Annotated in this window: 14 protein-coding genes; 10 read left to right on the top strand and 4 right to left on the bottom strand. The window is 64.9% G+C overall.

Annotated elements, in window-relative coordinates; genetic code table 11:
- The first annotated feature begins 89 nt into the window (after nt 1-89).
- The 4 genes from A7D16_RS06220 to lpxC all read left to right on the top strand — a co-directional run bounded on the left by A7D16_RS06220 (nt 90) and on the right by lpxC (nt 4,820).
- Nucleotides 90-917 (top strand): cell division protein FtsQ/DivIB, encoded by an 828-nt coding sequence (locus tag A7D16_RS06220; protein ID WP_064630964.1) that lies wholly within the window; start codon nt 90-92, stop codon nt 915-917.
- The gene (gene ftsA / locus A7D16_RS06225) at nt 914-2,149 is read left to right on the top strand and encodes a cell division protein FtsA (protein ID WP_003485272.1); all 1,236 of its coding nucleotides are present in this window, start codon (nt 914-916) and stop codon (nt 2,147-2,149) included. The genes A7D16_RS06220 and ftsA overlap by 4 nt, the downstream gene beginning before the upstream one ends.
- A gap of 293 nt (nt 2,150-2,442) precedes the next feature.
- Nucleotides 2,443-3,678 carry a cell division protein FtsZ gene (gene ftsZ / locus A7D16_RS06230; RefSeq protein ID WP_064630862.1) on the top strand — a complete coding sequence of 412 codons (1,236 nt, stop codon included), beginning with the start codon at nt 2,443-2,445 and terminating at the stop codon, nt 3,676-3,678.
- A 230-nt stretch (nt 3,679-3,908) separates the two neighbouring features.
- Nucleotides 3,909-4,820 carry a UDP-3-O-acyl-N-acetylglucosamine deacetylase gene (gene lpxC / locus A7D16_RS06235; RefSeq protein ID WP_064630864.1) on the top strand — a complete coding sequence of 304 codons (912 nt, stop codon included), beginning with the start codon at nt 3,909-3,911 and terminating at the stop codon, nt 4,818-4,820.
- Between the two features lie 186 nt (nt 4,821-5,006).
- Here lpxC and A7D16_RS06240 read toward each other — a convergent pair whose 3' ends face one another.
- Nucleotides 5,007-5,453, bottom strand: coding sequence for a DUF721 domain-containing protein (locus A7D16_RS06240; RefSeq protein ID WP_082925741.1), 447 nt, complete (start codon nt 5,451-5,453; stop codon nt 5,007-5,009).
- Between A7D16_RS06240 and A7D16_RS06245 the strand changes: the two genes are divergently transcribed.
- The 4 genes from A7D16_RS06245 (at nt 5,454) to A7D16_RS06260 (ending at nt 11,124) form a co-directional block, all read left to right on the top strand.
- Complete coding sequence (locus A7D16_RS06245; protein ID WP_064630866.1) at nt 5,454-6,398, top strand: M23 family metallopeptidase; 945 nt, start codon at nt 5,454-5,456, stop codon at nt 6,396-6,398. It abuts the gene before it with no gap.
- Between the two features lie 154 nt (nt 6,399-6,552).
- Nucleotides 6,553-9,291 carry a preprotein translocase subunit SecA gene (gene secA, locus A7D16_RS06250; RefSeq protein ID WP_064630868.1) on the top strand — a complete coding sequence of 913 codons (2,739 nt, stop codon included), beginning with the start codon at nt 6,553-6,555 and terminating at the stop codon, nt 9,289-9,291.
- A gap of 390 nt (nt 9,292-9,681) precedes the next feature.
- Nucleotides 9,682-10,047 (top strand): VOC family protein, encoded by a 366-nt coding sequence (locus A7D16_RS06255; protein WP_055850954.1) that lies wholly within the window; start codon nt 9,682-9,684, stop codon nt 10,045-10,047.
- Between the two features lie 129 nt (nt 10,048-10,176).
- A complete protein-coding gene (locus tag A7D16_RS06260) occupies nt 10,177-11,124 on the top strand; it encodes a Nudix family hydrolase (RefSeq protein WP_064630872.1) in 948 nt (315 codons plus the stop codon).
- A gap of 70 nt (nt 11,125-11,194) precedes the next feature.
- Here the strand turns inward: A7D16_RS06260 and A7D16_RS06265 are convergent, their stop codons facing one another.
- The gene (locus tag A7D16_RS06265; RefSeq protein WP_064630970.1) at nt 11,195-11,824 is read right to left on the bottom strand and encodes a hypothetical protein; all 630 of its coding nucleotides are present in this window, start codon (nt 11,822-11,824) and stop codon (nt 11,195-11,197) included.
- Between the two features lie 174 nt (nt 11,825-11,998).
- Nucleotides 11,999-12,826, bottom strand: a complete 828-nt coding sequence (gene metF, locus A7D16_RS06270; protein WP_064630874.1) for a methylenetetrahydrofolate reductase [NAD(P)H] — start codon at nt 12,824-12,826, stop codon at nt 11,999-12,001.
- Between the two features lie 203 nt (nt 12,827-13,029).
- Here metF and A7D16_RS06275 point away from each other — a divergent pair, with 203 nt between their 5' ends.
- A complete protein-coding gene (locus tag A7D16_RS06275) occupies nt 13,030-14,007 on the top strand; it encodes an NAD(P)H-quinone oxidoreductase (RefSeq protein WP_064630876.1) in 978 nt (325 codons plus the stop codon).
- 201 nt (nt 14,008-14,208) lie between these two features.
- Here A7D16_RS06275 and A7D16_RS21330 read toward each other — a convergent pair whose 3' ends face one another.
- On the bottom strand, nt 14,209-14,577 hold the full coding sequence (locus tag A7D16_RS21330) for a VOC family protein (protein ID WP_082925742.1): 369 nt from the start codon (nt 14,575-14,577) through the stop codon (nt 14,209-14,211).
- A gap of 59 nt (nt 14,578-14,636) precedes the next feature.
- On the opposite strand from A7D16_RS21330, the gene A7D16_RS06285 reads away from it, so the two are divergent.
- Complete coding sequence (locus A7D16_RS06285; protein WP_064630878.1) at nt 14,637-15,572, top strand: Gfo/Idh/MocA family protein; 936 nt, start codon at nt 14,637-14,639, stop codon at nt 15,570-15,572.
- Nucleotides 15,573-15,577 lie beyond the last annotated feature (5 nt).

Below are 15,577 nucleotides of genomic sequence, written 5' to 3' on the forward strand. Positions count from 1 at the left end.
GGGAACAACAAAAGCGGTTGCGCCTCAGCTCTGGCTTTTCCGGGTCCCCGTTCCCCGGTCCCCGGTCCCGCCGTGTGCGGAACGCGCGCGTGAACGCCACCCTGCGCATCCTGGCCTGGTTGCTGGCGCTGGCGTTGGTCGCGCTGCCGGTGGTGGCTGTGCTCAGTGGCTGGGTCGGTGCCGAGCGTTGGCCGCTGGCGAAGCTGCGCGTGTCCGGCGACTTCAAGCGGGTGCCGGCCGAAGAGTTGCGTGCGGTGGTGTTGCCGTATGCGCGTGAAGGGTTCTTTGCGGTGAAATTGCAGCAGGCGCAAGACGCCATCGCGCGTTTGCCGTGGGTGGAAAGTGCGCAGGTGCGCAAGCGTTGGCCGGACGTACTGGAAGTGCGCGTGACCGAGCACAAGCCGTTCGCACGCTGGGGCACCGACCGCATGCTGTCCGAGCAGGGCCGCCTGTTTCGCACCCCGCCGTTGTTGAAGGATTTCAAGTTGCCACAGCTCGGTGGGCCGGACAGCAAAACCCAGGATGTGGTGGCGCTCTACAACGAATCGCGCGCGCTGTTCGCACCGACCGGGCTGGACGTGGAGCGTCTTGAAATGGACGCGCGCGGCAGCTGGTCGTTGGGCTTGAGCAACGGCGTGCAGATCGTGATCGGCCGCGACGATGCCCGTGCACGTTTGCAGCGCTTCGCGCGCGTGCTGCCGCAGCTGGCCGACCCGCAACGCCCGATCGCGCGTGCCGACCTGCGCTATACCAACGGATTTACCGTGGAGCGGAAGGGATTGGAGAGTGGGGATTCGGGATTGGAAAAAGCGCAGCCCCGGCATCGCGCAGCACCTTCCGCACCTCCCGTCGCCCTGGCATTTCCGCGCTTTCCCAATCCCATATCCCGAATCTCGAATCCCGGCTTTAAGACATGAATCGCAAAGGCGACAAATCCCTCATCGTTGGACTGGACATCGGCACCTCCAAGGTCGTTGCCCTGGTCGGCGAGTATTCGCCCGGCAACCCGATCGAAGTGATTGGCATCGGTTCGCATGAATCGCGCGGTCTCAAGCGCGGCGTAGTGGTGGACATCGAATCCACCGTGCAGTCGATCCAGCGTGCGGTGGAAGAAGCCGAGCTGATGGCCGGCTGCGAAATTCGCTCGGTGTACGCATCGATTTCCGGCAACCACGTGCAGTGCAAGAACTCGCCCGGCATCGTGCCGATCCGCGATGGCGAAGTGACCTGGAGCGATCTGGAGCGCGTGCTCGATGCCGCCAAGGCCGTGGCCATTCCCGCCGACCAGCGCATCCTGCATGCGATTCCGCGCGAGTACGTGCTGGACGATTCGCAGGAAGGCATCCGCAACCCGGTCGGCATGACCGGCGTGCGCCTGGAGGTGCATGCCCACCTGGTGGTGTGCGCGCAGTCGGCCGCGGCCAACATCACCAAGTGCGTGCAGAAGTGCGGCCTGCAGGTCGACGATCTGGTGCTGTCCTCGCTGGCGTCCTCGGTGGCCGTGCTGACCGCCGACGAGCGCGAACTGGGCGTGGTGCTGGTGGATATCGGCGCCGGTACCACCGACCTTGCGGTGTATGTGCAGGGCGCCATCTGCCACACCGCCTCGCTGCCGATCGCCGGCGACCATGTCACCAACGACATTGCGCACATGCTGCGCACGCCGACCCCGGAAGCCGAGCAAATCAAGGTGCGCTATGCCTGCGCGCTGGCGCAGCTGGCCACCGCCGAAGAAAGCATCCAGGTGCCGTCGGTGGGCGACCGCCCGCCGCGTCGCATGCCGCGGCACGCGCTTGCACAGGCAGTGCAGGGCCGTTACGAGGAAATTTTCGAGATGGTGCAGGCCGAACTGCGCCGCTCCGGTTTCGAAGAAATGGTGCGTGCCGGCATGGTGCTCACCGGTGGCGCCTCGAAGATGGAAGGCGTGGTGGAACTGGCCGAAGAAATGCTGCAGATGCCGGTGCGTGTGGGCATCCCCCAGCACGTCACCGGCCTGGGCGAAGTGGTCGGCAACCCGGTACACGCCTCCGGCGTTGGCCTGTTGTTGATGGGCAGCCAGATCGAACACCCGCGCCGTCCGTCGATCCCGACCGGACGCGCGGGCAGCTTGTTCAAGAAATTGAAGAATTGGTATCGCGGCGAATTTTGATGGGCCGGGATTCGGGATTCGGGGATTCGAGATTGGAAAGAGCGAAAGAAAAGCAGGGCGGCAGCGAAGATAAGTAGAGAGCGGCGAGCAGGTAGGCGATAAAATTTTTGGCAGGCATTGCGTCGAGGATCAGGTGTGGTGAGTCGTTGAGCGCAATAGCGCATCGATGACCGCGCAACCGAGGCCCGACTTTCAAACAACAACACTCGCCGTGATGCGGAGTAGGGCAGGGACCAGCGCTTTTGTGAATCCCCAATCTCCACTCCCCAATCCCGGCTCAAGAGGACACTGACATGGCACATTTCGAACTGATTGAAAAAATGGCTCCCAACGCGGTCATCAAGGTCGTTGGCGTCGGCGGCGGTGGCGGCAATGCCGTCGCGCACATGGTCAACACCAATGTCGATGGCGTGGAATTCATCACTGCCAACACCGACTCGCAGGCGATCAAGAACTGCGGCGCCAAGCTGCAGCTGCAGCTCGGCACCAACGTCACCAAGGGCCTGGGCGCAGGCGCCAATCCGGAAGTCGGCCGTCAGGCCGCGCTGGAAGACCGCGAGCGCATCATGGACGCGCTGCAGGGTGCGGACATGGTGTTCATCACCGCCGGCATGGGCGGCGGTACCGGCACCGGTGCAGCACCGGTGGTGGCGCAGCTGGCCAAGGAAATGGGCATCCTGACCGTGGCGGTTGTCACCAAGCCGTTCCCGTTCGAAGGCCGTCGCCGCATGCAGGTGGCGCTGAAGGGCATCGAAGAGTTGAGCCAGCATTGCGACTCGCTGATCACCATCCCCAATGAAAAGCTGATCACCGTGCTGGGCCGCAACGCCACCATGATCCAGGCGTTCCGCGCCGCCAACGACGTGCTGCAGGGCGCCGTGCAGGGCATCGCCGATCTGATCGTGCGTCCGGGCCTGATCAACGTCGACTTCGCCGACGTGCGCACGGTGATGTCGGAAATGGGTCTGGCGATGATGGGCACCGGCTCGGCACGTGGCGATGACCGCGCGCAGGCCGCTGCCGAAGCTGCCATCCAGAACCCGCTGCTGGACGATGTGAACCTGGCCGGTGCCAACGGCATCCTGGTCAACATCACCGCCGGCCCGGACTTCACCATGTCCGAGTTCGACGAGATCGGCCGCACCATCGAAGCGTTCGCCTCGGAAGATGCGACCGTGGTGGTGGGCACCGTGCTCGACCCGGACATGCAGGACGAAGTGCGCGTCACCGTCGTGGCCACCGGCCTGAACCGTGCGGTTGCCCGTCAGACCCAGCGTCCGGACCAGCGCGCGCCGATCAAGTTGGTGCGCAACGCCACCACCGGCCAGCCGGAGTTCGGCGATTTCGATACCGGCGGCGATGCGGTGTCCAAGTCCGTCGGCGGCAGCATGGGCCTGGGCCTGCGTCGTCCGAGCAGCGATTCGGTCGGCAGCAGCGGCGGCAATGGCGGCGGCGCTTCGGCACCGGCGGCAGACCTGCCCAACGACTACCTGGATATCCCGGCGTTCCTGCGCCGCCAGGCCGACTGAGGAACGTCGGCTGCGTCGCCACGGTGACCCAGCCCGTCCCGTCCCGGCGTTCGCTTCGGGTTGCAGTGCCATGTCATTCCTGCCGGATCGGTGCCGATCCGGCAGCTTTTGGATGTCCTGACCGGGCGATGACAGTTTCCGTCACGCGCGACTTGTTAAAATTCGGATAATCTCAACAGATTAGACAGTCGGTTCAGCGTCTGTCTGCATTGTTCATCCAGACTTCGCATATGACCCAGCAACGCACTCTCAAGAACACCATTCGCGCCACCGGCGTCGGCCTGCATAGCGGCGACAAGGTGTATATGACGCTAAGACCGGCTCCGGTCGATCATGGCGTGGTGTTCCGGCGGGTGGACCTGGAACCTGTCGTCGAAGTCCCGGCGGACGCCGAACTGGTCACCGAGACCACGCTGTGCACCGGCCTGACCTGCAACGGCGCCAAGATCCAGACGGTCGAACATCTGATGTCCGCCTTGGCGGGCCTGGGTGTGGACAACGTCATCGTCGAACTGTCCTCGGCCGAATTGCCGATCATGGACGGCTCGTCCGGCCCTTTCGTGTTCCTGCTGCAGTCGGCAGGCATCGTCGAACAGAGCAAGCCCAAGCGCTTCATCCGCATCAAGCAGACGGTGGAGGTGCGCGAAGGCGACAAGGTGGCGCGCTTCGAGCCATATGAAGGCTACAAGCTCGGCTTCACCATCGAATTCAATCACCCGATGATCCCGGCCAAGCAATCGCGCCAGGAGATCGAGTTCTCCACCTCGGCTTACGTCAAGGAAATCTCGCGCGCCCGCACCTTCGGCTTCATGCGCGACCTTGAGTACATGCGTGAGCGCAATCTGGGCCTGGGCGGCTCGATGGACAACGCCATCGTGCTGGACGAGTTCCGCGTGCTCAACGAAGACGGCCTGCGCTATACCAACGAATTCGTGCGGCACAAGATCCTGGACGCCATCGGCGACCTGTATCTGGCCGGCGGCGCCATCCTGGGCGCCTACGAAGGCTTCAAATCCGGTCACGCGCTCAACAACAAGCTGGTGCGTGCGCTGTTGGCCGACCAGGCCGCCTGGGAATGGGTCAGCTTCCCGGAAGGCACCGAGCAGCCGCCTGTCACCTACGCCAGCCCTGTCTACGCCTGATGTCAGGGAATGCCGCAGTCGGCGTTCGAAGTGTGAACCCGGTCGAATTTACGGCCCGTTCTTAACATTTATTTAAGGCTTCCCTAACTCCTGCGGGCCGCATGCCCGCTAGGATGCGTCGGGTCGTGTGCGGTCTTCGCAAGTCTTTCACGCACTGGCGGCCGCTCCGGAGAGCGGTCAAGGACCTCACCGTTTGGTCGGTAGGACGTCCTGCAAGGAAGCCAATGCGTCGCGCAAGCCTTTGTGCGTCGCCTCGGACACGGGTCTGGAACGGTCGCGGTTCTGCTGCGTTGGGGAATGCAGCGGGGCAGTTGCGGTCTTGACGGTCACCGCGGTGGCCTTCAGTCCGATGGATCGGGCGGCATCCAGGATTTGGGTTTCGGCAAGCCGCACCTTGGCATGCCAGACCGGCGAATCCACCAGAAAAACGAGCTGTTCGCCTCGGACATTGGCCAGCCGGCAACGGGTGACCAGATGAGGTGGTAACAGGGGGCGCAACTGCCGGTCCAGCGCATCGAGCCACAAGGCGCGGCGCAAGGGGTCGCCAGCCTTTTCCCCCAACGCGGCCTCGATGGCCGGTTGTGGAGTGGAAGGGTTGCGTGCGTTGGACTTGGGCTTGGACATGACACTCATATGGCGTTGAACAAAGTTGTAATCAAATCTCGTGAAACCCGGGCACAGCGTGTGGCCCGACAGTTCCAGGGCTTTGCAGCGGATCGGCCGATGGTGGTGCTTGGCGCGGTACTGGGCCTGGGCATGCTGATCGGCGTCGGCGCAAGCACCGCGACCGGCATGGTGACCAATTCCGCGCTGCAGGCCAAGGTTGCGCAGCAGCAGGCCGAGCTTGCCCAGGCGCAGCGCGCCTCGCAGGCGCAGGTCAACGCACTGGCCGCGCGCATGGGCGAGCTGCAGGCCCAGGCCACCCGCCTCAACGCGTTGGGCGAGCGGCTGACCGAAATGGGCAAGTTGAAGGACGGCGAGTTCGACTTCGACGCGCCGGTGGGCGTGGGTGGCGGCGATGAGCCGGTCAGCGACATGCCGGTCAAAGACCTCAAGGAGACGCTAGGGCAAGTGGAACAGCAGTTCTCCGCCTCCGGCCAGCAACTGAACGTGCTGGCGTCGCTGCTGTTCGACCATCAGCTCGAGCAGAATTCGGTGCCCTCGCGGATGCCGATCCGCAACACCTACATCACCTCGGGCTTCGGCGGTCGCGCCGATCCGTTCGACGGTGGTTCGGCCTTCCACAAGGGTGTGGACTTCCATGCCAATGTGGGCGACCCGGTGATGTCGGTCGCCGATGGCGTGGTCAGCTACGCCGGTGTGCGTGGGGGCTACGGCAACGTGGTCGAAGTGGACCACGGCAACGGCTACGTCACCCGCTACGCGCACAACTCGCGCCTGGTGGTGAAGGTGGGCGATCTGGTGCGTGCCGGCCAGCAGGTGGCGCGTGCCGGCTCCAGCGGGCGGTCCACCGGTGCACACGTGCATTTCGAGGTGTGGGCAGACGGGCGCGTGGTCAATCCGCGTAAATTCCTGGGTGAAACCGCCACGCCGGTCGGGCGGCGAGGGCGCGGCTGACGAAGGCGCGGGCCGCGCTTGATTCGTGAAGGCCCGCCCCAAGCTACAATAAGGTGTTGCCATGACAGGGCGCAGTGCGCCCTGTTTCGTTTACGGCGGTCGGGTCTTGGGGACCGGCGTCGGTCAAACCGTTCCTTTTCAACCGGTTTCTTCAATGATCAACAGTCTGCTTACCCGTGTCTTTGGCAGTCGTAACGAACGCCAGCTGCGCCAGCTCACCCGCCTCGTCACCCAGATCAATGCGCTGGAGCCGACGATCGAGAAGCTCTCCGACGCCGAGCTGCAAGCCAAGACCCCGGAGTTCAAGCAGCGGCTTGCCGCCGGCGAGTCCCTGGACAAGATTCTTCCCGAAGCCTTTGCAGTGTGCCGCGAGGCCAGCCGCCGCGTGCTGGGCATGCGCCACTACGACGTGCAGCTGATCGGCGGCATGGTGCTGCATCTGGGCAAGATCGCCGAGATGCGCACCGGCGAAGGCAAGACCCTGGTGGCCACGCTGCCGGTGTACCTCAATGCGCTGCAGGGCGAGGGCGTGCACGTGGTCACGGTCAACGACTACCTGGCGCGCCGCGATGCTGCGCAGATGGGCAAGTTGTACAACTGGCTGGGCCTGAGCGTGGGTGTGGTGTATCCGGGCATGCCGCACAGCGACAAGCGCGAGGCCTACGGCAGCGACATCACCTACGGCACCAATAACGAATTCGGCTTCGACTACCTGCGCGACAACATGGCGCTGTCGCGGGCCGACCGCTATCAGCGCAACCTGCATTACGCGATCGTCGACGAAGTCGACTCGATCCTGATCGACGAAGCGCGCACCCCGCTGATCATTTCCGGCCCGGCCGACGAATCGCCGGAGCTGTACATCCGCGTCAACCGCATCGTGCCGCAGCTGACCAAACAGGAAAGCGAAGAGGGCGAAGGCGATTTCTGGATCGACGAAAAGGGCAAGCAGGTGCATCTGTCCGAGGCGGGCATGGGCCACGCCGAAGAACTGCTGCTGCAGGCCGGCATCCTGGAAAACGCCGAAGACGGCCTGTACGCCGCGCAGAACCTGAGCGTGGTGCATCACCTCAACGCCGCGCTGCGTGCGCATGCGATCTACCAGCGCGATGTGGATTACATCGTGCGCGATGGCGAAGTGGTGATCGTGGACGAATTCACCGGCCGCACCCTGTCCGGGCGTCGCTGGTCCGACGGCCTGCATCAGGCGGTCGAAGCGAAGGAAGGCGTGCCGGTGCAGCGCGAGAACCAGACGCTGGCCAGCATCACCTTCCAGAACCTGTTCCGCATGTACAAGAAGCTGTCCGGCATGACCGGTACAGCCGACACCGAAGCCTACGAATTCCAGAGCATCTACGGCCTGGAAGTGGTGGTGATCCCGACCAACCGCCCGACCGTGCGCAAGGACCACCCGGACCAGGTATTCCTCAACCGCAAGGGCAAGTTCAATGCGGTGCTGGCCGATATCGAAGATTGCGCCAAGCGCGGTCAGCCGGTGCTGGTGGGTACCACCTCGATCGAGACTTCGGAGATGCTCTCCGAGCACCTGCGCAAGGCGGGCGTGAAGCACGAAGTGCTCAACGCCAAGCAGCATGAGCGCGAAGCCACCATCGTGGCCAACGCCGGCCAGCCGGGCGCGGTGACCATCGCCACCAACATGGCCGGTCGCGGTACCGACATCGTGTTGGGCGGGTCGTTGGAGACCGAGCTGCACGGCATGGGCGAAGACGTCAGCGACGCACAGCGCGCCGCCGCCAAAGCCGAATGGCAGCAGCGGCACGACGCGGTCAAGGCGGCCGGCGGCCTGCACATCATCGGTACCGAACGGCACGAGTCGCGTCGTATCGACAACCAGCTGCGCGGTCGCGCCGGTCGTCAGGGCGACCCGGGTTCGTCGCGCTTTTATCTGTCGCTGGAAGACAATCTGATGCGCATCTTCGCCTCGGACTGGGTCCAGAAGGCGATGCGCATGATGGGCATGAAGGAAGACGACGTCATCGAAGATCGCCTGGTCAGCCGGCAGATCGAAAAGGCGCAGCGCAAGGTGGAAGCGCACAACTTCGACATCCGCAAGAATCTGCTGGATTTCGACGACGTCAACAACGATCAGCGCAAGGTGATCTACGCCCAGCGCGATGAGTTGCTGGATGCCGAATCGGTCAAGGACAACGTCGACGGCATTCGCGGCGATGTCATCTATGACCTGGTTGCGCGCTTCGTGCCGCCCAATTCGGTGGACGAACAGTGGGACCTGAAGGGCCTGGAGGCCACGCTGGAATCCGAGTTGGGCATGCCGCTGGCGTTGAGCGAAATGGCGCGCACGCAGGAAGAACTGGACGCCGAACAGATTGCCGCCAAGGTGCAGGCAGCGGTGGACGCGCACTTCGCCGAGAAGGAAGCGGCGGTGGGCAACGACACCATGCGCGCACTGGAAAAGCACGTGATGCTGACCGTGCTCGACCAGGGCTGGAAGGAACATCTGGCCAAGATGGATTACCTGCGCCAGGGCATCTATCTGCGCGGTTACGCCCAGAAGCAGCCCAAGCAGGAATACAAGAAGGAAGCCTTCGAGCTGTTCTCCGAGATGCTGGAAAACGTCAAGCGCGAGGTGATCAACCTGCTGGCGCGCGTGCGTATCCGCAGCGAAGAAGAAGTGGCGGAACTGGAGGAGCAGGAACGTCTGCAGGCACAGGCGCGCCTGATGGCCTCGCAGTTCCAGCACCAGGACGCCGGCGGCTACGGCGCCGACGAGGAAGTGGAGCAGATGCAGGGCGGCAACGCACCGGTCCCGGTCTCCCAGGTCACCCGCGACGAGCCCAAAGTCGGCCGTAACGATCCGTGCCCGTGCGGCAGCGGCAAGAAGTACAAGCATTGTCACGGTCAACTCAGCTGATGCTGAGTTGACCGTGGTGCAGCCCGCTTTGCGGGCTGCACACCCAGTGTCCGCGTAGCGGACGCTGGGTGCACGGTATTCCTCCGATCCCCGCGCCTTTGGCGCGCCCCCTTACCAAGGGGGCTCTACTGACGATTGGATTCGTGAGGCTTGTTGAGAAGCGGGAATTGTTTGGACAGCGGGATTGAATGTCGGAGGCTGCGTGCAAGGCCTGTCTCCCGATTCCGTTTGCGTTTGGCGAACTTCCTACCAAGAGCCTTGTTTGCAGAGTCGGTAGGCGTTTGTCTGGAAAGCATGGCTTAAGGGCGAGGAGGGCACGCTTGGCGGGCTCTACCCCGGTGAGCGTCAGCGCGGCGTATGCTCATTCCACGTCCTGCGTGGAGTGCGGTCATGTCGCTGTCCAGCCAGCAACTGAAAGTGTTCGTGCCTGCGCGCGACTACGCTTTGTCGCAGCGGTTCTATCGCGCACTGGGCTTCGTGCAGGAAGACGAGGTGGGCAACGTGACCTGCTTTCGGCATGGCACGCACTGCGCGTTCTTGTTGCAGGATTTCTATCTGCGCGAGCTGGCCGAGAATCTGATGCTGCACCTGTGGGTGGACGATGCGGATGGCTGGTGGCAGCACGTGCACGACACCGGCCTGGACGAGCAGTTCGGGGTGAGCTGCAGCGCGCCGGAAGATCGGCCATGGGGTGCGCGCGATTTCACCTTGCACGATCCCAGCGGGGTGCTGTGGCGCATCGGGCATCCCCTGTAGGCCGGGATTGGGGATTCGAGATTGGTCAAAGCGCAGCACGTGTGCTGCTGCCAATCCCGAATCCCCAATCCCCAATCCCCGCCTTCAAGCGATTGCACTGCACCGCTCACTCGCGGCACTCTTGCCGCCATGCCTGATTCTCTTCGATCCATTCACGTCGTTGCCGGCGTGATCACCGACCCCCGCGGCCGCATCCTGCTGACCCGCCGCACCGAAACCCGTGACATGCCTGGCCTGTGGGAATTTCCGGGCGGCAAGCGCGAGCCTGGCGAGACCTCCGAACAGGCGCTGGTGCGCGAGCTCAACGAAGAGCTCGGCATCGAGGCGCAGGTAGGCGAGTGGCTCATGGAGGTGCCGCAGCTGTATCCGGACAAGCGGCTGCGCCTGGAAGTGCGCCAGATCACTGCATGGAAAGGCAGCCCGCGCGGCCGCGAAGGTCAGGCGATGACCTGGGTGGCTGCAGACAAGTTGACCCGCTATTCGATGCCGCCGGCCGACGTGCCCGTGGTGGGCATGCTGCGTCAGCCCGACCGTTATGTGATCACTCCAGAACCCGATGACGATGCGCTGTGGCTGGAAGGTCTGGAGCGCGCATTGCAAAGCGGGCTGACGCGCATCCAGTTACGCGCACGGCAGGCCACGCCGGCGCGCTGGCGGGCCTTGCTGCAACAGGTGATGGGCTTGCGTGGTCGGGCACGCGCGCAGCTGTTGCTCAACCGCGACATCGCGCTGGCCGGGGAGCTCGGCATCGGCGTGCATCTGGGTTCGGAGCAACTTGCCGCCTTGCAGGAGCGTCCGTTGCCGGCCGAGCAGGTCGTCGCCGCGTCGTGCCATGGCTTGGAGGATCTCCGTCACGCGCAACGGCTCGCCTGCGATTTTGCGGTGCTGGGGCCGGTGCAGGCAACGGCGTCGCATCCAGGCGCGACGCCGTTGGGATGGGAGGGATTTGAACGCTTGCGCGAGCAGGTCGCGCTGCCGATCTACGCACTCGGCGGCATGCAGGTCGACGATATGCGCGAGGCGCGCGCGCATGGCGCGCAGGGCATCGCGGCGATCCGCGCGCTTTGGCCGCAGTGACCGCACCGACGCTGGTGGTATTACCCAATCCTGCGTTGATCTCATCCAGCAGAATGCCGCGCATACGGCGCTAGAACGTCACCCAAAAGCAGTTGTACTGCCGGCGCAAGCGCAACACGCTGCGCGCCGGCGTGCCGCTGGCAAGGGTCTGTTCCAGCCGCAGTCCCCAGGGGCGCGGGCGGCTGGGCGGGGTGGGAAGCGGCGCATCGATGGCGCTGCCGTCCAGCGATGGCGTGGCTGCGGTGGTGTCGGCCTCCCAGCCCGGCGTGTCGCTTTGCGGATACATCGGGGCGATGTCCAGTAACGGGCGTTGCACGATGGCTTCCAGGCGGCTCAGCACCTGATTTGCAGCGGCGTCGGATTGCCCGCTCCACAGGTAGAGGCTGGAGAGCCGATTGACGTCGCGGCTATCCACTGCCAGTTGCAGCAACGACACCAGTTCGCTCAGCCGCCGTGGGCAGCCGTAGCGATACAGGCCGGTGGTGCCCTGGGGGCGAATGGCGGGCGGCGCCCGGCTTGCCGCGCCGACGTCTTCGCAGCGCCGGTCGGTGAACATGGTCTGCCCGTCCGGCGAGACGCAACGATGGATTTCCTGCGCCTGCACCGGTACAGCGGGACAGATGCAGAGCAATAACAACAGGGGCAGAAGGCGAGACATCGGCGCAGCGTAGCCGGGCGCGTGTGAGCTTGCGAGAGACATGTGCATGCCGGTGCGGGTGCGCTGGCTGCCGGTCACGCAGTCAATTTTGGAAGCGCGCGGTCGAATCGAGATGGGCCCAGTGCCGCGCGAGGTGCTGCGCTGTGCGGCACGGCTGGCGGGCTGCTTGCCTACGCCCCAAGCGCCCACCGCACGCATGCGTGGATGAAGCCGCACTCAGCGGCCGAGCAGCTGCAACACCTGCGTGGTCGGTTTGGCCAGATTGAGCGTGTAGAAGTGCAATGCCGGCACGCCACCTTCGATCAGGCGCTGGCACAAGGACGCCACGACGTCTGCACCGAAGGCGCGCACCGCGTCGGCATCGTCGCCGTAGGACTGCATCTTCTTGCCGATCCAGCGCGGAATCTCCGCACCGCATTGCTCGGAAAACCGCCGCAGCTGCGAGAAGTTGGAGATCGGCATGATGCCGGGAATGATCGGGACGTCCACGCCCATGCGCTGCACCGCGTCGCGGAAATGAAAGTAGGCATCGGCGTTGTAGAAATACTGGGTGATCGCCGCATCCGCGCCGGCGTCGACCTTGGCCTTGAAATAGCGCAGGTCGCTGAGCGCGTCGGCCGCCTGCGGATGGGTTTCCGGATAGGCTCCGACCTCGATGCGGAACGCGTCGCCGTGCTCGGCGCGGATGAAGGCGATCAGGTCCGAGGCGTAACGCAGGTCGCCCGGATGGCCCATGCCCGAGGGCAGGTCGCCGCGCAGCGCGACGATGCGGGTGCAGCCGATTGCCCGATACAGCTTGAGCAGTTCACGGATCTCCTGCCGGCTGCCGCCAACGCAGGACAGATGCGGCGCCGCTTCGAAGCCATGCTTCTGCTTGAGGTGGCGCACCGTTTCGGAGGTGTAGCTGAGCGTGGAGCCGCCGGCGCCGAAGGTGCACGACACATACTCCGGCGCGTAGCCCTTCAACCTGGCGGCAGTGCGGTCCAGTTGCGCGCGCTGGTCATCGGTCTTGGGCGGGTAAAACTCGAAACTCAAATGCGTCATCGCGGCGGGTCCGGCAGATCGTGCGGGCATAATATCGCTTCATCGCGATGAATGCATATTTGGTTGCGGGTGTTCCGGCTGTGCAGGGTGTTGCGGCTCGGCAGGCCGCGAGCAGGTGCAGCGCAACGCTGCACACGCGGCCTCTGGCCTGGGCGTTGACGGGCGCATGCCTACACTGGGCGCACTTTCTACGGAGCGCCTTCATGAGCGATACCACGATGACCGCTATCGCCATCCGCGATGGCAAGGGCGACGCCGACGCGCTGTACGCCACCGAGCAGCCGCGCCCGCGTCCTGCACCGGGGCAGGTCCTGATCCGCGTGCATGCTGCCGGCATCAATCGGCCCGACCTGCTGCAACGTGCCGGGCACTACCCGCCGCCGCCTGGCGCTCCGCAGACCCTGGGGCTGGAAATCGCCGGCGAGATCGTCGAGCCGGCCGGTCGCTGGAAGGTCGGCGACCGCGTGTGCGCACTGTTGGGCGGCGGCGGTTACGCGCAGTACGCCGCAGTCGATGCGCGTCACGTGCTGCCGATTCCCGCCGGCATGGATCTGGTCCACGCCGCCGCGCTGCCGGAGACCATCTTCACCGCCTACGCCAATTTATTCGAACATGGCCAGCTGGCGGCAGGGCAGTGGCTGCTGTTGCACGGTGCCACCTCGGGCATCGGCGTTACCGCGATCCAGATGGCCAAGGCGGCGGGTGCGCACGTTCTGGCCACCGCACGCTCGGCCAGCAAGGCAGCACAGGCGCGCGAGCTGGGCGCCGATGTGGCGATCGACTCCACCAGCGAATCGTTTGTCGCCGTGGCCAAGGCGCATGGCGGTGTCGATGTCGCGCTCGACATGGTGGGCGCTTCGGTGTTTGCCGATACCCTGGAAGCGCTCAATCCACGCGGACGTCTCGTCTACATCGCCTCGCAGGCCGGGGCCACCATCGAGGTGCCGATCCCGTTGCTGATGCGCAAGCAGGCGGTGATTACTGGCTCGACGTTGCGCCCGCGCAATGCCGATGAAAAAGCCCGGCTGGCTGCGGAAGTGGAGCGCGTGGTGTGGCCGTGGATCGCACAGGGCAAGCTGCGCGTGCTGCTCGACAAGCGCTTCCCGCTGAGCGAAGCCGCAGCGGCACATCGCTATCTGGAGCAGGGCAGTCACCTGGGCAAGGTAGTGCTGGAGATGTGACCGCGTTTGGTCGGTGGCCTGGCGGTGCGAAAGCATGCCGGGCCGCTGATGCGGGTCGCTTGTTTGCGGGGTGGTGCGTTTTCTGTCGTTGCAACACGCGCACGCGTGAGTGCGTGTTTCCTCACGCGTGTGCCACGCCCCAGCAAAACGCGACAGCATTTGATTGCCAGTGCGCCGATGACGCGTAGGCGGCAGTGCCGGTTACTGCGGTGGCGTGTGATCGACCACGGCTTCAAGGTGGTGCCCGTCGGGGTCGATGACGAACGCGGCGTAACAGGCGTCGCCGTAGTCGGGCCGTAAGCCGGGCGCGCCATTGCAGCGGCCGCCGTGTTGCAGCGCGGCCCGGTGGAAGGCATCCACGGCAGAGGCATCGGTCGCGGCAAATGCCAGATGAAAGCCGGCGCCCGGCGCACACTGCGCGGCCTGGCGTTGCGTCAAGGCCAGGCAATCGTCACCAGCCAACAGGTATAGCAAAACAAGCAGGAGCGATGTCTCGCGGTGGGCTGCACCCTGACCGTACACTGCGCCGTCGCGTGCGCTTTCCGTTCGCGCCGCTGCAGCGTCGGCCATGCAGCGTGCGAGGGCAGCCGTTCGCGCCGATGTCACCTCCCATCAGCACGAAGGTTTCGATGAAGCATCCAGACGCATTGCGCATTGCCCTTGTCGGCATCGGCAAGATCGCCCGCGACCAGCACGTTCCCACCATCGCTGCGCGCGACGATGTGCAGTTGGTTGCCACCGTGAGCCGGCATGGCACGGTCGACGGTGTGCCGGCCTATCAGACACTGGAAGACGCGTTCGCCGCGCAGCCGGAGATCGAAGCGGTGGCATTGTGCACGCCACCGGTCGGGCGGCACGCGTTGGCGCAGACCGCGTTGGTGGCCGGCCGCCATGTGTTCCTGGAAAAGCCGCCGGCCGCCACGCTTGCCGAGATCCATGACCTGCAGGGCGTGGCCCAGCGTGCGCAGCGCAGCCTGTTCACCAGCTGGCATTCGCGCTGCGCCGCCGGCGTGGCACCCGCCCGGGCATGGCTGGCCGACAAGCAGATCGTGCGCACGCACATCACCTGGAAGGAAGACATCCGCCATTGGCATCCGGGCCAGGACTGGATTCTCGAGCCCGGCGGAATGGGCGTGTTCGACCCCGGCATCAATGCGCTGTCCATCGTCACCCATCTGCTGCCGCGCAGCTTCGCGCTGCGCGAGGCCGAGTTGCACACCCCGGACAACCGTCAGGCACCGCTGTATGCCAGGCTCGCCTTCGTCGATACCGCGGGCGTACCGGTGACGGCCGAATTCGATTTCCTGCAGACCGGCCACCAGCGCTGGGATATCGAAGTGGAGACCACCGCTGGCATGCTCATGCTCAGCGAAGGCGGCGCCAAGCTGAGCATCGATGGGCAGCCGCACGCGCTGCCTGCGTCCAGCGAATACGACGGACTGTACGCGCGCTTCGTGCAACTGGTGCGCGCCGGTGAATCGGAAGTGGATGTTGCACCGTTCGTGCATGTGGCAGATGCGTTCATGCTTGGCGCGCGCACGGTCACCGCACCTTTCGCCTGGTAGTTGGC

This window comes from Xanthomonas nasturtii, from assembly GCF_001660815.1.
Classification (GTDB): Bacteria; Pseudomonadota; Gammaproteobacteria; order Xanthomonadales; family Xanthomonadaceae; genus Xanthomonas; species Xanthomonas nasturtii.

Bases quoted from the DNA above. Each gene is read 5' to 3' on its own strand.
- ftsA (WP_003485272.1), top strand. From the start codon at position 914: ATGAATCGCAAAGGCGACAAATCCCTCATCGTTGGACTGGACATCGGC.
- ftsZ (WP_064630862.1), top strand. From the start codon at position 2,443: ATGGCACATTTCGAACTGATTGAAAAAATGGCTCCCAACGCGGTCATC.
- lpxC (WP_064630864.1), top strand. From the start codon at position 3,909: ATGACCCAGCAACGCACTCTCAAGAACACCATTCGCGCCACCGGCGTC.
- A7D16_RS06240 (WP_082925741.1), bottom strand. From the start codon at position 5,453: ATGAGTGTCATGTCCAAGCCCAAGTCCAACGCACGCAACCCTTCCACT.
- A7D16_RS06245 (WP_064630866.1), top strand. From the start codon at position 5,454: ATGGCGTTGAACAAAGTTGTAATCAAATCTCGTGAAACCCGGGCACAG.
- secA (WP_064630868.1), top strand. From the start codon at position 6,553: ATGATCAACAGTCTGCTTACCCGTGTCTTTGGCAGTCGTAACGAACGC.
- A7D16_RS06255 (WP_055850954.1), top strand. From the start codon at position 9,682: ATGTCGCTGTCCAGCCAGCAACTGAAAGTGTTCGTGCCTGCGCGCGAC.
- A7D16_RS06260 (WP_064630872.1), top strand. From the start codon at position 10,177: ATGCCTGATTCTCTTCGATCCATTCACGTCGTTGCCGGCGTGATCACC.
- A7D16_RS06265 (WP_064630970.1), bottom strand. From the start codon at position 11,824: ATGTCTCTCGCAAGCTCACACGCGCCCGGCTACGCTGCGCCGATGTCT.
- metF (WP_064630874.1), bottom strand. From the start codon at position 12,826: ATGACGCATTTGAGTTTCGAGTTTTACCCGCCCAAGACCGATGACCAG.
- A7D16_RS06275 (WP_064630876.1), top strand. From the start codon at position 13,030: ATGAGCGATACCACGATGACCGCTATCGCCATCCGCGATGGCAAGGGC.
- A7D16_RS21330 (WP_082925742.1), bottom strand. From the start codon at position 14,577: ATGGCCGACGCTGCAGCGGCGCGAACGGAAAGCGCACGCGACGGCGCA.
- A7D16_RS06285 (WP_064630878.1), top strand. From the start codon at position 14,637: ATGAAGCATCCAGACGCATTGCGCATTGCCCTTGTCGGCATCGGCAAG.